Source organism: Ruminococcus sp. NK3A76, assembly GCF_000686125.1.
Lineage (GTDB): Bacteria > Bacillota > Clostridia > Oscillospirales > Ruminococcaceae > NK3A76.
The window spans coordinates 3,234,731-3,249,285 of record NZ_JMMA01000002.1; the positions used below are offsets into that span (position 1 = coordinate 3,234,731).

Here is a 14,555-nt window from a genome sequence, read left to right on the forward strand (position 1 = left end):
TTGTATCCCTCTTTTATCTGAAGCATCTGTGAATGATATCTATCACGATATCCTGCTGCTGCGGTGTCATCTTATTGTCGCTCGGCAGGCAGAGCCCACGGGCGAAGATATCTGCGCCTGCGTCCTCACTGCTGCCGGCGATATAGGCATTTGTAGTACCTCTGCCGCTGCCGTTTGCGGTGATGAAGGCGTTCTGGCGGTATATCGGCTGCATATGCATGGGCTTCCATACCGGTCTGCCCTCTGCATTAAAAGCTGCGAGCGCATCAAGTATCTCGTGCGGCGAGCTCTTTCCGCTCTCGTGGCCGTAGAGGTAATCATTATCACCTCTCACCATAGGCGCCATAGCGTCTTTATCTATTATCATGCAGCTGAGCCAGAAGTTGGGGATAGAGTTTTCCCTGTCCCACGGGTTCATCTTTACCGGCAGGTCTGCAAGACCCTTTTCGTATCTTTCCCATATCGCCCTTTTCTGAGCTATATGCTCATCGAGGTAGGGCATCTGGCCTCTTACGATACCGGCAACGATATTGCTCATGCGGTAGTTATAGCCTATCTCCTCGTGCTGATACCAGGGGGCGGCTTCTCTGCTCTGAGTGCTCCACTTGCGCACCTTGTCAGCGTCTTCCTTGGAGTCTGTCAGGAACATTCCGCCGGAAGAGCCTGTGATTATCTTATTTCCGTTGAAGCTGATAGCGTTATAGTTGCCAAGAGCACCTGTCTCGACCCACTTGCCGCCGAGCTTATATTTAGCGCCAAGGCTCTCTGCTGCGTCTTCAACTATCAAAGCGCCGTGCCTGTCGCAAATCTCCTTTATCCTGCTCATCTTGCCGGGGGTGCCGTAAAGGTGAGCGAGCACCACGAGCCTCACGTCCGGGAACATCTCAAACGCCTTTTCTAGAGCATCGGGGCACATATTCCATGTGTCGTACTCGGTGTCAATGAAAACAGCCTCGCCGTCTTCATAGCCGACGGGGTTTATGCTCGCATCAAATGTGCAGTCGGAGCAGAAGACCTTTTTGCCGGCAAGCGTGCCCCTGTCAGGCCTTGCCTGGCCGTAGAGCTTTTCCCCTGCGAGCTTTGTTGCAAGGTGCAGCGATGCCGTACCTGCACTGAGAGCTACTGCGTATTTTACGCCGACATACTCAGCCACGAGCCTTTCTGTCTCGTTGATGTTAGCGCCGACGGTAGACACCCAGTTTGTCTTTATAGCTTCGTCTACCCATTTCTGCTCGTCGCCGTGCATGGTAGGGGTGGCGAGCCAGAGCTTTGCCTCAAAGGGCTTTATCCCCTCAAAACGGGGGTCATTTATAAAATCATTCATCTTATCATACATTCCTTTTTCTGCATTTGTCTGCTGAGCTGGAAATTTTTTTATTGAACCTGATCGACAGGCATCATCAGACGGCCGGTCTGCCATTTGTAAGTATCTGCCACACAGGCCGCATATGCCCGAAAACACAGGGATTTACAAAGGGCAAGACACCCTTTCCGGCGTGCGGACACACTTTTGACCTTAACATATCAATTATATCAAACAACACCTGCTTTGTCAAGGTCACGGCTTTCTTTTTATATATATGTATAAATATGCCCTCTTTTGCAGTCGGTATGCCGTTAATTTCCATAACTTCGGACAGTTGACAAACGGCCACGGACGCTTGACAACAGGGCGCTTATGTGACATAATAAGTATAGGTCAAAAGGAGGCGTAACTATGGCCAGAAAGAGAAATGACGATATATCTCTCGGGCGTTTCATAAGCCTTGTGCTCAGACACCACCCCGAGGCGATAGGCATAAGCCTTGACAACGAGGGCTGGGCTGATACAAAACAGCTGCTCGACGGCATAAACGCCACCGGCAGAAGGATAGATATGGACACCCTTGAACGCATAGTGCGTGAGAACAACAAGCAGCGCTACAGCTTCAATGAGGATAAGACACGGATACGTGCAAACCAGGGGCATAGTATACCTGTCGATGTGAAAATGAAGCAGATGACACCGCCCGACAGGCTCTACCACGGCACGAGCACCGATACGCTGCCGCTTATACAGCAAAGCGGCGTGATAAGAAAGATGAAGCGGCTCTACGTCCACCTGTCATGGGATATCGAGACTGCCATAACAGTCGGCAGCAGGCACGGCACGCCTGTGATACTCGTGATAGATACCAAGGCTATGGCGGCGGACGGGTATACCTTCATGCTCTCGGATAACGGCGTCTGGCAGTCGGAGGACATACCCTACAGATATGTTGCACAAATAATCACCGACACGGAGAAGTATAAATGAAAAAGAAGCTGATAATAGCTCTGTGTGCGGCGGTATTCCTTGTCAGCGGCGCTCTGAGCGTGTATCTGTATAACAGACCGGGCGGCAGGGTCGTCGAGATAATAAGCGACGGCAAGGTGCTTTATGAGCTTGACCTTGATAAAGAGCCTGACCGTGAGATGACCGTCGAGTATGAGGGCAGGAAAAATGTCATCACCATAGAGGGCGGGGATATCTATGTGTCTGAGGCCGAGTGCCCTGACCATACCTGTATGAAAATGGGCAAGCTGTCAGCACACGGCGTGCCGATAGTCTGCCTGCCGAATAAGCTGATAATTCGCTATAAGGAAGGCGGCGATACAGATGCAGCAGCGTAAAATGCCCCCACGCCGGCTTGCGGAGCTATCGGTGCTGACGGCGGTGTCGCTTATCATGTTCATAATAGAGATGCAGCTGCCGCCTGTTGTGCCTGTGCCGGGGGTGAAACTGGGGCTTGCGAATATAATCACCGTGTATGCGGTCTATTGCTGTGAGCCGTATGAGGCTGTCATGGTATTTGCGGCGAGAGTGCTGCTCGGCTCGCTTTTTTCGGGGAATGTTACGGCACTCATTTTCAGTATCAGCGGCGGTGTGCTCTGCCTGCTCGGAATGCTGCTGCTAAGACGCTTTACCGATGCGGATATGATGATCCCGGCAAGCGTAATAGGTGCTGTGCTGCATAATGTCGGGCAGACTGCGGCGGCGGTGTTTGTGATGAATACCACGGCAGTGATAACATACCTGCCGTACCTGATGTTTTCGGGCTGTGTAGCAGGAGCGTTTACAGGAACGTGTGCATACCTGACAGTAAAGAGAATAAAAAGAAAGCAGTAATAAAGAACCAAAAGACAAAAAGGTTTTTGCGCTGTTAGAAGTAAGAGATAAGAAGATAAAAAGCAAAAAGGTTTTTTGTCAAACTTTTTTCCTCAAAAAAAGTTTGAGAGTATTGTTTTATTCTCGCAAGCTCGAACAAAACGGCGAGGCTCTCCCCCGACAGTATGAGAAAAGAAAACCGCCATAGTACCCGTATCAGCCGGGCGCTATGGCGGATATTCTATTTCTTTTTCTTCTTCGGCTCGGGTGATTCGTCGGCAACGAAGTTTATAAGCCTTGCAAGAAACTCCCTGTCGTCAACGTTCTCAATGAGAAGCATCTCCTTCGCCCCTTCGTAGGGCAGCTCAAAGGGTGCATCGGGCATGAGCGCTCTGGCAGAAGCTGTGGGCTTTATCAGAAAGCGGTCGTCATATATGCCGCCTATCACCTTGCCACGGCAGTAGATGATGTATTCGCCCATCATCGCACGGTGAGCTATTTCGGGTACGCCTGAAAGCTGCCCGAGATAGAAGTCGAGATATTCTTTCCTTGATGCCATGATCATTCCTTCTGCTTTGTTTCGCTTCCGCTTTCGTATAATACGCCTTTGCCGTAGCTGCGTGTGAAAATGTTGTTGTGCTCGGCATCACGGTAATCCTTGTAGCCCTGCTCGGTCAGCGACTTGTACTGCTCGTCAGAGAAAATGTATAAAACTATGCTGTATTTGCAGCCTTTGTAGCGCTGCTCGATGAATTCTTTGAGCTTTTCGCAGTTTTTGAATGCATCGTCTTCGTCCTTGAATCCTGATTCGGAGATGATGACGTAAAAGTCAAAGGTCGCAGTGTTTATGCTGCCGCTCTCGTAGCCTTTGGTGAAGTCCTCCATGCTCTTTACTATGCTCTGCCCGTCGCTCAAGTGGGGGTACCTCAGGTCGCCGTACAGGAAAAAGTCCTCAAAGCCTATGTTTTTGCGGCATTCATCGTCAAGCCACTTCTGTAAGAACGGCTGTGTCACCTGCTCGCAGAGCCAGTAGTCGTCTGATACATAGTAGCCGGAGCTCTCCTCATAGCTCACCTTCAGGTCGAACGTCCCGTCAAAGCCTTCTACGCTGCCTGTTACGCTCACATCGTCAGAGCCGGCAGCAGATGCCCACTTTTCGGCATCGAATGACAGGCCGTATTTGTCGCTGACGTATTCTACGGCTATGTCGGCGGCGCTGTCCTTGTCCTTTTGCGAGGAGCTGTCGCCGCAGCCCTGTATGCTCATGCACATGACGGCGGATATCATCACCGGCAGGAGCAGTCTTAGCTTTTTCATATTGTCACCCTCTGTTGTTGTCGTGTTATTGTCTGCCGAACAGGTTGTCTAAGAACCTGCCCACCTGATATGACCTTATCTGCCCTGTCTTGCACCATATCGCAAAGTGCTCGCAGTTGTTCGTGACAAGGTCGTAGCGCTTGCAAAAGCCGTGCTCGTTCTCGCCTATGACGCTGCGTGCCCTTTCAAGAGTCTCCTCGGCCGGGTAGATGCGTGGCAGGTCATCGTAGGGGAGCGTCTGTGTGTCGCCGTCAAGTTCAATGTGTGCGCAGGAAAAATCAAGCACGAAGAAGTCCTGCTGGCCTTCAAGAAACTCGCTTATGGGCGCTTCGTGAATGTACGGGTCGCCGAAATCCGTGCCGTCTGCGGCAAAGTGTATGACCTTTCCGTCGCCTGAATACACTGCAAAATGCTCGTAGCCGAGGGGGCGCTTTATGCCTATTATGTCGCCCGGGTAAAGCAGTTCGCAGCTCTCCTCGCCCGACATGGGCATCGTCACCGCACCGTCTATATTAGGGGCTTTCTGAGAGCTTAATATATCACCGACCCTGTCTTTTAGCCCTGTCTGCTCTATCACAGAGGTCACGGTGTCGTTTACGAGGTCTTTTATGGGCGAATCCTGTATGATGTTCGCTGCACGGTTCACCATATCTGAGATATTGTCCGGCAGAGGGAATGGATATTCAGGCATAGCTATCCTCCTTATCAAAACGCCCCACACCATAGCGGCGTGAGGCATATGCTTATTGATTAACAGCCTTTTTTGTGACGTTTTTGCGGAGTATGCGCTCTATATCGTCACGGTAGATGCGCTCCTGCTCACGGCTGAGCTCCTCGGTCGGGTGATAGGTGTTTACCATTTCCCTTACCATAAGGCGTATAGCCTCGCTGTTTTCGTAGGAAACGAGCATGAGGTCCTCCATCTTCGAGAGGAACTCGTCCTCATCGAACTTGGTGGGCTTTCCTATGTGGATAAGGTCGTTCGGGGTCTTTGTGAGCCCCTCCTCGCTCATGAGCTTTTCCTCGTAGAGCTTTTCGCCGGGGCGAAGGCCTGTGTATTCTATCTTGATATCCACATCAGGCTCAAAGCCCGAGAGCCTTATAAGGTTTCTTGCGAGATCAACTATCTTTACAGGCTCACCCATATCGAGCACGAATATCTCGCCGCCCTTTGCGTAGGTGCCTGCCTGGAGCACGAGGTTTGCAGCCTCGGGTATAGTCATGAAGTAGCGTATGATGTCAGGGTGAGTTACGGTAACAGGGCCGCCGTCGGCTATCTGCTTTTTGAAAAGCGGTATCACCGAGCCGTTTGAGCCTAAAACGTTTCCGAAGCGCACTGCCACGAACTGCGTCTGAGCCTTTCTGTGGCCAAGACCGTCCTGCCCGGGCAGAGTGAATACCTCGTCGCCCTTTTCGTCTCGGCGCATCTCGCCGCCCTGCGAGAGGGGATACATCGAGCTGTCCTCGTCCTCCTCGTGGATATGCAGCACGGGTATGTCGCATTCCCTGTTGGCCTTGATCTTCTTGTCAAATGACTGCACAACGAGCTCGCAGAGCCTCTTTGTAGCACCCATGATATTTGTCGGGTTAACGGCCTTGTCCGTGCTTATGAGCACGAAACGCTGTGTGCCGTACATCATGGCAGCGTATGCCATTTTATATGTGCCTATTACGTTATTCTTTACAGCCTCGCATGGGCTGACCTCCATAAGAGGAACGTGCTTGTGCGCTGCTGCGTGGTAGACGATATCGGGGCGGTATTTATTGAAAACATCATTTACACGCCTTGAATCTCTTACCGAGCCTATGAGCACGACAAGGTTGAGCGAGGGGTCTTTTCTGAGGAGCTGCTGCTGTATCTCGTAGGCGTTGTTCTCATAAACGTCAAAGATTATCAGCTGCCTGGGGTTATGCTGTGCAACGCTTGCGGCTATCTGGCTGCCGATACTTCCGCCGCCGCCTGATACGAGCACCACCTTGCCGGATATAAAGTCGTATATCTCGTCCATATTGACATTTATCTGGTCTCTGCCGAGCAGGTCTTCTATTGCGACCTCTTTCATCTTGGAAAGGTTGACCTCGCCGTTTGCGAGCTGGTAGATGCCGGGAAGGCTCTTGAGCTGGCAGCCCGATTCGCTGCATATGCTCAGGATATCTCTCTTGGTCTTCTTGCTTGCTGCCGGGATAGAAAAGTATATCTTCTCTATCTTGTATCTCTGTGCAGCGCTTAGTATATCCTCTCTGCCGCCGACTACCGGTACGCCCTCTATCGAGCGGTGCCATTTTGAGGGGTCGTCGTCGATTATGCACACGGGGATATCCTCGACATCGCCCGAGCGCAGCAGCTCACGGATAATTACTCTGCCTGCCTCGCCGGCGCCGATTATCATTACCCTGCTCGCAGGGCGTGCGGATTTACGCCTTTTCTGCCTTAAAACTATAAAGAAGCGGTAGCAGAACCTTATCCCGAGCGTGAAGACGAACTGTATCATGATGCCCAGACAGTAGTAGGTCAGCGGCATCCTGCCGAAGATGAAGGTTATCAGCACCGTATGTATCAGACCCGTGACGGCCGTGGCGTAGATGATACGCAAAAGCTCTACAATGCTTGCATACCGCCAGATACTGTTATACAGCTTGAATGCCCTGAACACGCACACGCATATTATCGCATAAAGCGGTGCCATGCCAAGGAAATTGAGCAGATAATCATACCTTATCGATGAATATGACCCGTCAAAGCGGAACCACAGAGCCAGGAAGTAGCAAAGCGTAACAGCCACCACGTCATAGCCTGCGAGCAGCACCTTTATAACATTGGTGTGCCTTGCGATATAGCTCGCACTTGTCTCTATAGGTACGCTCAAAGAGGCGGGGGTATATTTCTCTTTTTCAGACATATATTTATTCAGCCCTCTGTTCGTAAAATATGGTAATTATGGTTACAATTAATAGAAAATTAACATTTCTCTATCAACGCTATATTGTAATTATAACAAAAAACGTACTCATTGTCAAGCAATATCCCCATTCAGGCAAAAAAATACAGCACAATATTTTACGGCAGACTGTCCGGAGCGTGCAAAAGCGGGGCCGTGCTTGACAAATAAAGCATTTTGTGATAAACTGTATATAGTTTGTTGACAAGTTTTTGTTATTTTTTACAATCATGGAGGTGGACGTTATGTTTAGGAAGAAGCTCGTCTCGCTGCTGACTGCTGCGTTGATGATAGCAGGCACTTCGGGCACGTTATGGGAGGAGCTTTATGTGCCGGCATCGGCTCAGGCTGTCACGGAGATACAGGAGCAGGATGACCACAGAGAGCTTATAGAGCTTTGCAGGAGCTATTACGGCTATAACGACCTTGGAAAGCGCACGAACGGTGCAGCGCTCCAGAGCTTCTATGATGCACTGTATGAGGCATTTTCCGGTGTCTGGACAGGCGAAACGGATTATGAAGTATACCCTAACGACAGCGACTACTACGTTGTGGCAAGGATAAACTACAGAGAATATGGCATAACGGACGAGGAGGCAAAGGCCTGCTACTACGCGCTCAGGCACGACAACCCTGTCATGTATTACCTTGCCAACCAGTGGGCAACAGGCGGCCAGTTCTACTATGCGCTGATGAACAAGGAATACATTGATGCCGAGTACAGAGCAAAGCTCGGGCAGGATATATATGACTACATACTGGATATGACCTCTGCGACAGAGGGCATCGGCAATACAAGGCGCTTTCAAAAGGCGCTGATACTCCATGACAAGCTGCTGCCCAAGATGACATACAACACCCAGGACATGGCAGCGATCTATTCGCACAATATAATAGGTGCAGTCGAGAAAGGCACAGGTGTGTGCGAGTGCTATGCAAAGACATATCAGATGCTTTTAAACTACGTCGGCGTTGACAATGTATATGTAGTCGGCTACGGCAACGGTGAGTCTCACGGCTGGAACGCTGTCAAGATGGACGACGGCAGATACTACTTCGTTGATGTCACATGGGACGACAAACGTGACACACACAAGTATTTCGCAAAGGGCTATGCCACCTTCGGCGCAGACCATAAGGTGAAGGACGCAGTGGAGGAGGGCGCAGAGTATTTCTACGAGCTTCCGGCAGAGATTGCGGAAGGAAACTACAACTGTCAGGCCAACGACCCCACACTTCACAATATAATGGAACAGTATATCTTCGTGGTAAACGGGGACAATACCGTGACTATAACATCTTATAAGCAGGACGCTGCAAAGGTCGTGATCCCCTCTGAGATACTCGGTATGCCGGTGACTCAGATAGGCAGCGATGCTTTCTTCAACAAGACGAAGCTCCTTGAAGTGGTGATACCCGACAGTGTGACGACGCTCGGCTTCGGCGCATTCTTCAATGCCCTGACAAACTCAGAGGCAAGAAAGATAACCATTCCTGCGAGCGTGACAGATATAGGCGACAAGGCTGTCGGCTACAAGGTGACAGTCGGCGGCTCGGGCTACGGCTATGACGGCGACTATTCGCTCTTCTCGCCGGCGCTTATCAAGAACTTCACTATCTACTGCACAACCGACTCGCAGGCGCACAAATATGCTGTGGATAACGGTATTAGCTATGTGCTCACAGACCACACCCACACCTACACATCAAAGGTGACAAAGCAAGCCACCTGCACGCAGACAGGCACAAGGACATTCACCTGCCAGTGCGGCGACAGCTATACAGAGGATATACCCAAGGCAGCGCACACATACAAGACAAAGACTGTGGCGGCAACATACACTTCCGAGGGCTACACACTGCACACCTGCTCGGTATGCGGCAGCAGCTACAAGGACAGCATAAAGCCCAAGCTCACGCCAAGGAGCATAGCAAAGGCAGCAGTCTCGGGCGTAAAGAACAAATACTATACCGGCAAGGCGCTCAAACAGTCGCTTACCGTAAAGCTCGGCAGCAAGACCTTGAAGGCAGGCACTGACTACACGCTTTCCTACAAGAACAACAAGGCTGTCGGCAAGGCAACTGTTATCATCACAGGCAAGGGCGCATACACCGGAAGTGTAAGCAAGACCTTTAAGATACTGCCAAAGAAGACGGCTATAAAGAACCTTTCAAGCCCTAAGAGCAAGCAGCTGAAGGCAACATACGGCAAGGCAGCAGGCGTTACCGGCTATCAGATATCCTACTCGACAAGCAGCGGCTTTAAAAAGGCAACGACCAAGACTGCAAGCTCTGCGAAGACCGCCAAGACGGTGACAGTAAGCAAAAAGGGCATATACTACGTCAGGGTGCGCACCTACAAGACGGTCAGCGGCGTTAAGTACTACAGCGGCTGGTCGGACGTCAAGAAGGTCAGGGTCAAGTAAAATTAATATTATTTCCATTGCTTTTTTATTGCGTTGGTGATATAATCCTTATATCGGATCATGACCGCACGGAGATGATACTCTGTGCGGTCAGTCTGTCAGGACGATGACCGGGAGGCAGTGTATGAGACTAAAGACCAAGCAGATAAATATGACAGAGGGCTCTATCGGCGGCAAGACGCTAAGGTTTGCTTTGCCGCTTGCGGCTACAGGCATATTGCAGCAGCTTTTCAATGCGGCGGATATAGCCGTGGTCGGGCGGTTCGTCGGCAAGAACGCTATGGCGGCGGTCGGTTCTAACGCACCGCTCGTAAATCTGATACTGAGCCTTTTTATAGGCATCTCAATAGGCGCAAATGTCGTCATCGCAAGCTACACCGGCCAGAAAAACGACAAGGCTGTCGGGCGTGCCGTCCACACGGCGCTGACGGTGGCTTTCATAAGCGGCGTGCTGCTCGCACTGATATGTGAAGCGCTCGCTCTGCCGATACTCAGGCTTATGAAGATACCCGACAATGTATTTGATATGTCGGTGCTGTATTTTCGGGTTTATCTGACGGGTATGCCGGTGATACTGCTTTATGACTTTGCATCGGCGATATTCCGCAGCCGTGGCGACACGGCGACACCGCTTATCTGCCTTACGGTGTCGGGTGCTATAAATGTAGGGCTCAACCTTTTCTTCGTGCTCGTGGTCGGTATGACGGTCGATGGCGTGGCACTTGCTACCGTGATATCGAACCTGATAAGCTCGGCACTTCTGATATTCTTCCTTGCAAGAGAGCAGGGGGCGGTGCATTTTACCTTTAAAAAGCTCGGGGTCGATAAGCGCATATTCATACAGATGATAAGCATAGGCATACCGGCAGGCATACAGGGCATGGTGTTCTCGCTCTCAAACCTTATCCTCCAGTCGGCAGTCAACAGCCTGGGCGAGAATGTCATGGCAGGCTCGTCGGCGGCATTCAATATCGAGATATTCTGCTATTACGTCATAAATGCCTTCGGGCAGGCGTGTACAACCTTCATCGGCCAGAACTACGGCGCACGCAAGCCCGACAGATGCAGGCGTGTGCTTAAGATAACGCTTTTGCAGGACTTGGTGTTCACCGTGGCTATAGCCGTGGTGATACTGCTTAGCGGAAAATACCTCCTGCACATATTCAACAGCGACCCGGACGTGATAGCGGTAGGCAGGGTAAGGCTAAAATACATACTCACTGCTGAATTCATAAACGTTATAATAGAGATACTTTCGGGATACATGAGGGGCTTTGGCTTCTCGTTCGTGCCGGCGGTGGTGTGCATGGCGGGCATATGCGGTGTCAGGCTGACCTGGCTTTACGCCGTATTCATGCAGCACAAGAGCTTTGGCACGCTGATGATGGCTTATCCTGTGAGCTGGACGGTCACGGCGCTCGCACTATGCTTTGCGGCCGTGTATGTTGACCGGAAAAAGCTCAGGAGCTTCTACAATAAGGAGAAAAGCTGATGAAAGAGAAAAAAGACGCCGTTTTCTCAGGCGAGAGGGCGGAATTTGCAGCAAAGGACACAAAATATATCTCCTGCACATTTGAGGACGGCGAGAGTCCCTTAAAGCACAGCGAGGGGATAGTCACCGAGAGCTGTGACTTTAAGTGGAAATATCCCTTCTGGTACAGCCGGGATATCAGCGCAAAGGACTGCACCTTCCACGAAATGGCCAGGGCAGGGGTCTGGTATTCGAGGGGGATACGCTTTGAGAAGGTGAAATACATAGCGCCCAAGGGTTTTCGCAGATGCGAGGGGCTGAGCCTTGACGATGTGTGCTTCCCCTTTGCAGAGGAAACGCTCTGGCAGTGCAGAGATGTCACATTGAGCAATATCAGGGCGGCCGGGGATTATTTCGGCATGAACTGCGAAAACGTACAGGCCGAAAGCCTTGAACTCGACGGCAACTACGGCTTTGACGGCGCAAAGAACTTGACAATAAAAAACAGCAGGCTGATAAGCAAGGATATATTCTGGAACAGCGAGAACGTCACCTGCGAAAACTGCGTGATATCGGGCGAATACTTAGGCTGGAACTCAAAGAACCTGCGGCTTGTAAACTGCGGGATAGAGAGCGTGCAGGGGCTTTGCTTTGTGGACGGGCTCTATATGCGTGGCTGCACGCTTGACGGGCTGACGCTCGGCTTTGAATACTGCTCGGCGGTCGATGTGGTGACGCAGGGGCATATAGGCAGCGTCAAGAACCCTATATCCGGCATGATAAAGGCAGGCAGCATCGGAGATATCATACTCGAGCCCATGAGGGTCAATGTATGCCGCACAAACATAATAGTCGATAAAAAATAGCATAAGGAGAGGAATGGTAATATGCCCCTTGGCGATTTCAAAACACTTGCACAGGCAAAGGTCGATGAGGAATTCGAGAGGCCTGTGTTCATAAAGGCGATAGAGGAAACAAAGAAGGAGGGCGGCAACACCCACCTGCGCTTTACCCTGCTCGACGGCGAGGGGGAATACAGCGCCATGTTGTTTTCGACTACTGCGGCACAGGCGGCTGACAAGGGCCTTTACGCAGGCTCGGTCGCAAATGCTGCGATAAAGGTCGCACGGTTCAACGGGCGCAGCTACAACATAACCGCCATGACCCCCTACACCGGCACAGAGTACACGATAAGCGATTTTATCGTGACACCGCCTATTGATGTAAAGGTCATGTATGACGAGATGATAGCAGGCCTTAACAATGCCGCCGATGACAGGGGCGGAAAGGCAAAGCCGCTTGCTGACCTTGCGGTGATGATACTTGATAAATACAAGGCAGAGTATATCCACTCATCTGCAGCAGTGTCTATGCACCACAATTTCAAGGGCGGGCTGATATATCATTCCTACAGGATATTCAAGTCTGCCGAGCAGATATGCGGCGTTTACCCGGAGCTTGACCGTGAGCTTCTGCTCAGTGCTGCGGCGATACACGACATAGGCAAGATATGGGAATACAGCACCGATGTTATCGGCAGCAGCGAGGTGACAGGCTCGGGCGTGCTTTTTGGCCACATATACATGGGGGCAAAGCTCGTGAGCAACTTTGTTGACAGATACTATGCCGAGAACAAGGATTCACCACGCTTTGTGGACGAGAAGGTGAGGCTGCTGACACACATGATACTTTCTCACCACGGCAGCCGTGAGTGGGGCGCTGCGGCACCGCCTGCCATACCCGAGGCATTTGCGCTGCATTATCTTGACAACCTCGATGCCAAGATAAACTCCTGCGAAAGGGAGTATGCAAAGGTGCAGCCGGGCGACATAACGAAGAAAACGCCCTTCGGCTTTGAAGGCAAGCTCTACAGGCCGGCATACAGCAGCAAAGAATAGGCAAAACCGCACAAGGATCTGACTGTGCGATCAGCGCACGATCTTCGTGTGGTATTGCCTTAATACAGCCGTCTTACATCAAGGCGGCTTTTTTGTATGGGCAAAACTATGCACATCATGCAAAAATGTGTTGACAGCGCCGTTATAAAGATGTTATAATCATTATATATGAAGGAGGAAGTCTTTTATGGAGCTTGATATGATAAAGAATATAATGGACGCAGCGATAGAGAGCCATTCTGAGAACGGCGCTGCTGCTGTAATAACAAAGGACGGCAAGGAAGTTTATTCCTGCGCTGCCGGATATGCTGACGTAGAGGGCGGCGTGCCGTTTTCTGAGGATACGATATGCAGGGCATTCTCCTGCTCGAAGGTGATAACCGCCACGGCTGCAATGCAGCTTCTCGAGCGTGGAAAGCTCGACACAAGCTGGGAGCTCGGCTGGTTCATACCCGAGTTCTCGGAAGCCTATTATATAAGAGACGGCAAGAAGCTCGAAAGCCCGAAGATAAGGATAAGAGATCTTTTAAACATGACATCCGGCATACCCTACCCCGGCGACAGTCACGAGGGCATAGAGGGCATGAACGACCTCTGGGGCGAGCTTGACAAGAGCATAAACGACGGCAAGAGCCTTACAACGGCTGAGTTTGCTGCAAAGGCTGGCAAGACGGCGCTTATGTTCCCGGCAGGCGCTGAGTGGATGTACGGCTCGTCGGCTGACATAATGGGCGCAGTTATCGAGAAGCTGACAGGTATGCGCTACGGCGATTACTTAAGAGAGAACATCTTCGCTCCCTTAGGCATGGAGGACACGGCGTTCTATGTGCCGGCGGACAAGCGTGACAGGCTGGCTGTTCTTTACGAGAACGCCGCACAGCCCCCCAAAAAGCCCGACTGGGTAAACCTTTGCATATACGACTACGACAAGCCCCCTGCCTTTGAATCGGGCGGCGCAGGAATTTTCACTACGGCAAGAGACTTATCACGCTTGGGTGCTGAGCTCTCCTGCGGCGGCAAGGGCGTTATAAGCCGCAGCGCTGTGAGGTTTATGCAGCAAAACGGCCTTACCCCTGAGCAGAAGCGCACCTTTGACTGGGATTCCTGCAAGGGCTTTGGCTATGCAAATTTTGTAAGAACACTTGAAGACCCGAACGCAGCAGGGCTGTTTGCTACAAAGGGGTCATTTGGCTGGGACGGCTGGACGGGGACATTCCTGCTCAATGACCCGACCGAGAAAATATCGGTAACACTGTTCGTTCAGCGTACTGGCGCAGGCACTACACCTCTTGCAAGGGGCATAGTCAATGCGGCATACGCAGCACTCGGGCAATAAGCAATAGGTATCACGTTTTATTTCAGGCAATACAGGCTAAA

At 51.2% G+C, this 14,555-nt stretch carries 13 protein-coding genes; 8 read left to right on the forward strand and 5 right to left on the reverse strand.

Annotation, left to right across the window (positions count from 1 at the left end):
- Positions 1-13: 13 nt before the first annotated feature.
- Positions 14-1,336, reverse strand: a complete 1,323-nt coding sequence (locus CD05_RS0115090) for a DegT/DnrJ/EryC1/StrS family aminotransferase (RefSeq protein ID WP_198021603.1) — start codon at positions 1,334-1,336, stop codon at positions 14-16.
- A 381-nt stretch (positions 1,337-1,717) separates the two neighbouring features.
- Here CD05_RS0115090 and CD05_RS0115100 point away from each other — a divergent pair, with 381 nt between their 5' ends.
- Genes CD05_RS0115100 through CD05_RS0115110 form a run of 3 tightly spaced genes read left to right on the forward strand, consistent with a single transcriptional unit; the run spans position 1,718 to position 3,148 of the window.
- A complete protein-coding gene (locus CD05_RS0115100; RefSeq protein ID WP_028511184.1) occupies positions 1,718-2,296 on the forward strand; it encodes an RNA 2'-phosphotransferase in 579 nt (192 codons plus the stop codon).
- Entirely contained in the window at positions 2,293-2,652 is a 360-nt protein-coding gene (locus tag CD05_RS0115105) for a NusG domain II-containing protein (protein ID WP_028511185.1), read from the forward strand. The genes CD05_RS0115100 and CD05_RS0115105 overlap by 4 nt, the downstream gene beginning before the upstream one ends.
- Positions 2,639-3,148 (forward strand): Gx transporter family protein, encoded by a 510-nt coding sequence (locus tag CD05_RS0115110; protein ID WP_242841277.1) that lies wholly within the window; start codon positions 2,639-2,641, stop codon positions 3,146-3,148. Before CD05_RS0115105 ends, CD05_RS0115110 begins: the two co-directional genes overlap by 14 nt.
- Positions 3,149-3,368: 220 nt before the next feature.
- Here CD05_RS0115110 and CD05_RS0115115 read toward each other — a convergent pair whose 3' ends face one another.
- The 4 genes from CD05_RS0115115 to CD05_RS19015 are packed head-to-tail and all read right to left on the reverse strand — an operon-like array spanning position 3,369 to position 7,344.
- Positions 3,369-3,686, reverse strand: a complete 318-nt coding sequence (locus CD05_RS0115115) for a TfoX/Sxy family protein (protein ID WP_028511187.1) — start codon at positions 3,684-3,686, stop codon at positions 3,369-3,371.
- Between the two features lie 2 nt (positions 3,687-3,688).
- Entirely contained in the window at positions 3,689-4,444 is a 756-nt protein-coding gene (locus tag CD05_RS0115120; protein ID WP_028511188.1) for a hypothetical protein, read from the reverse strand.
- A 25-nt stretch (positions 4,445-4,469) separates the two neighbouring features.
- Positions 4,470-5,135, reverse strand: a complete 666-nt coding sequence (locus CD05_RS20965) for a lecithin retinol acyltransferase family protein (RefSeq protein ID WP_051589064.1) — start codon at positions 5,133-5,135, stop codon at positions 4,470-4,472.
- Positions 5,136-5,187: 52 nt separating this feature from the next.
- Positions 5,188-7,344, reverse strand: coding sequence for a nucleoside-diphosphate sugar epimerase/dehydratase (locus CD05_RS19015; protein ID WP_084262216.1), 2,157 nt, complete (start codon positions 7,342-7,344; stop codon positions 5,188-5,190).
- 284 nt (positions 7,345-7,628) lie between these two features.
- Between CD05_RS19015 and CD05_RS0115135 the strand changes: the two genes are divergently transcribed.
- The 5 genes from CD05_RS0115135 to CD05_RS0115155 all read left to right on the forward strand — a co-directional run bounded on the left by CD05_RS0115135 (position 7,629) and on the right by CD05_RS0115155 (position 14,514).
- Positions 7,629-9,809, forward strand: coding sequence for a leucine-rich repeat domain-containing protein (locus tag CD05_RS0115135; protein WP_028511189.1), 2,181 nt, complete (start codon positions 7,629-7,631; stop codon positions 9,807-9,809).
- A gap of 124 nt (positions 9,810-9,933) precedes the next feature.
- A complete protein-coding gene (locus CD05_RS0115140; protein ID WP_028511190.1) occupies positions 9,934-11,301 on the forward strand; it encodes an MATE family efflux transporter in 1,368 nt (455 codons plus the stop codon).
- Positions 11,301-12,146, forward strand: coding sequence for a DUF3737 family protein (locus tag CD05_RS0115145; RefSeq protein ID WP_028511191.1), 846 nt, complete (start codon positions 11,301-11,303; stop codon positions 12,144-12,146). The genes CD05_RS0115140 and CD05_RS0115145 overlap by 1 nt, the downstream gene beginning before the upstream one ends.
- Positions 12,147-12,167: 21 nt before the next feature.
- Positions 12,168-13,178, forward strand: a complete 1,011-nt coding sequence (locus tag CD05_RS0115150) for an HD domain-containing protein (RefSeq protein ID WP_028511192.1) — start codon at positions 12,168-12,170, stop codon at positions 13,176-13,178.
- Between the two features lie 187 nt (positions 13,179-13,365).
- A complete protein-coding gene (locus CD05_RS0115155; RefSeq protein WP_028511193.1) occupies positions 13,366-14,514 on the forward strand; it encodes a serine hydrolase domain-containing protein in 1,149 nt (382 codons plus the stop codon).
- The last annotated feature ends 41 nt before the right edge of the window (positions 14,515-14,555 follow it).

Coding starts and splice junctions, on each gene's coding strand:
- CD05_RS0115110 (WP_242841277.1), top strand. CDS start 2,639: ATGCAGCAGCGTAAAATGCCCCCACGCCGGCTTGCGGAGCTATCGGTG.
- CD05_RS0115120 (WP_028511188.1), bottom strand. CDS start 4,444: ATGAAAAAGCTAAGACTGCTCCTGCCGGTGATGATATCCGCCGTCATG.
- CD05_RS0115090 (WP_198021603.1), bottom strand. CDS start 1,336: ATGTATGATAAGATGAATGATTTTATAAATGACCCCCGTTTTGAGGGG.
- CD05_RS0115105 (WP_028511185.1), top strand. CDS start 2,293: ATGAAAAAGAAGCTGATAATAGCTCTGTGTGCGGCGGTATTCCTTGTC.
- CD05_RS0115155 (WP_028511193.1), top strand. CDS start 13,366: ATGGAGCTTGATATGATAAAGAATATAATGGACGCAGCGATAGAGAGC.
- CD05_RS19015 (WP_084262216.1), bottom strand. CDS start 7,344: ATGTCTGAAAAAGAGAAATATACCCCCGCCTCTTTGAGCGTACCTATA.
- CD05_RS0115140 (WP_028511190.1), top strand. CDS start 9,934: ATGAGACTAAAGACCAAGCAGATAAATATGACAGAGGGCTCTATCGGC.
- CD05_RS0115100 (WP_028511184.1), top strand. CDS start 1,718: ATGGCCAGAAAGAGAAATGACGATATATCTCTCGGGCGTTTCATAAGC.
- CD05_RS0115135 (WP_028511189.1), top strand. CDS start 7,629: ATGTTTAGGAAGAAGCTCGTCTCGCTGCTGACTGCTGCGTTGATGATA.
- CD05_RS0115145 (WP_028511191.1), top strand. CDS start 11,301: ATGAAAGAGAAAAAAGACGCCGTTTTCTCAGGCGAGAGGGCGGAATTT.
- CD05_RS0115150 (WP_028511192.1), top strand. CDS start 12,168: ATGCCCCTTGGCGATTTCAAAACACTTGCACAGGCAAAGGTCGATGAG.
- CD05_RS20965 (WP_051589064.1), bottom strand. CDS start 5,135: ATGCCTGAATATCCATTCCCTCTGCCGGACAATATCTCAGATATGGTG.
- CD05_RS0115115 (WP_028511187.1), bottom strand. CDS start 3,686: ATGGCATCAAGGAAAGAATATCTCGACTTCTATCTCGGGCAGCTTTCA.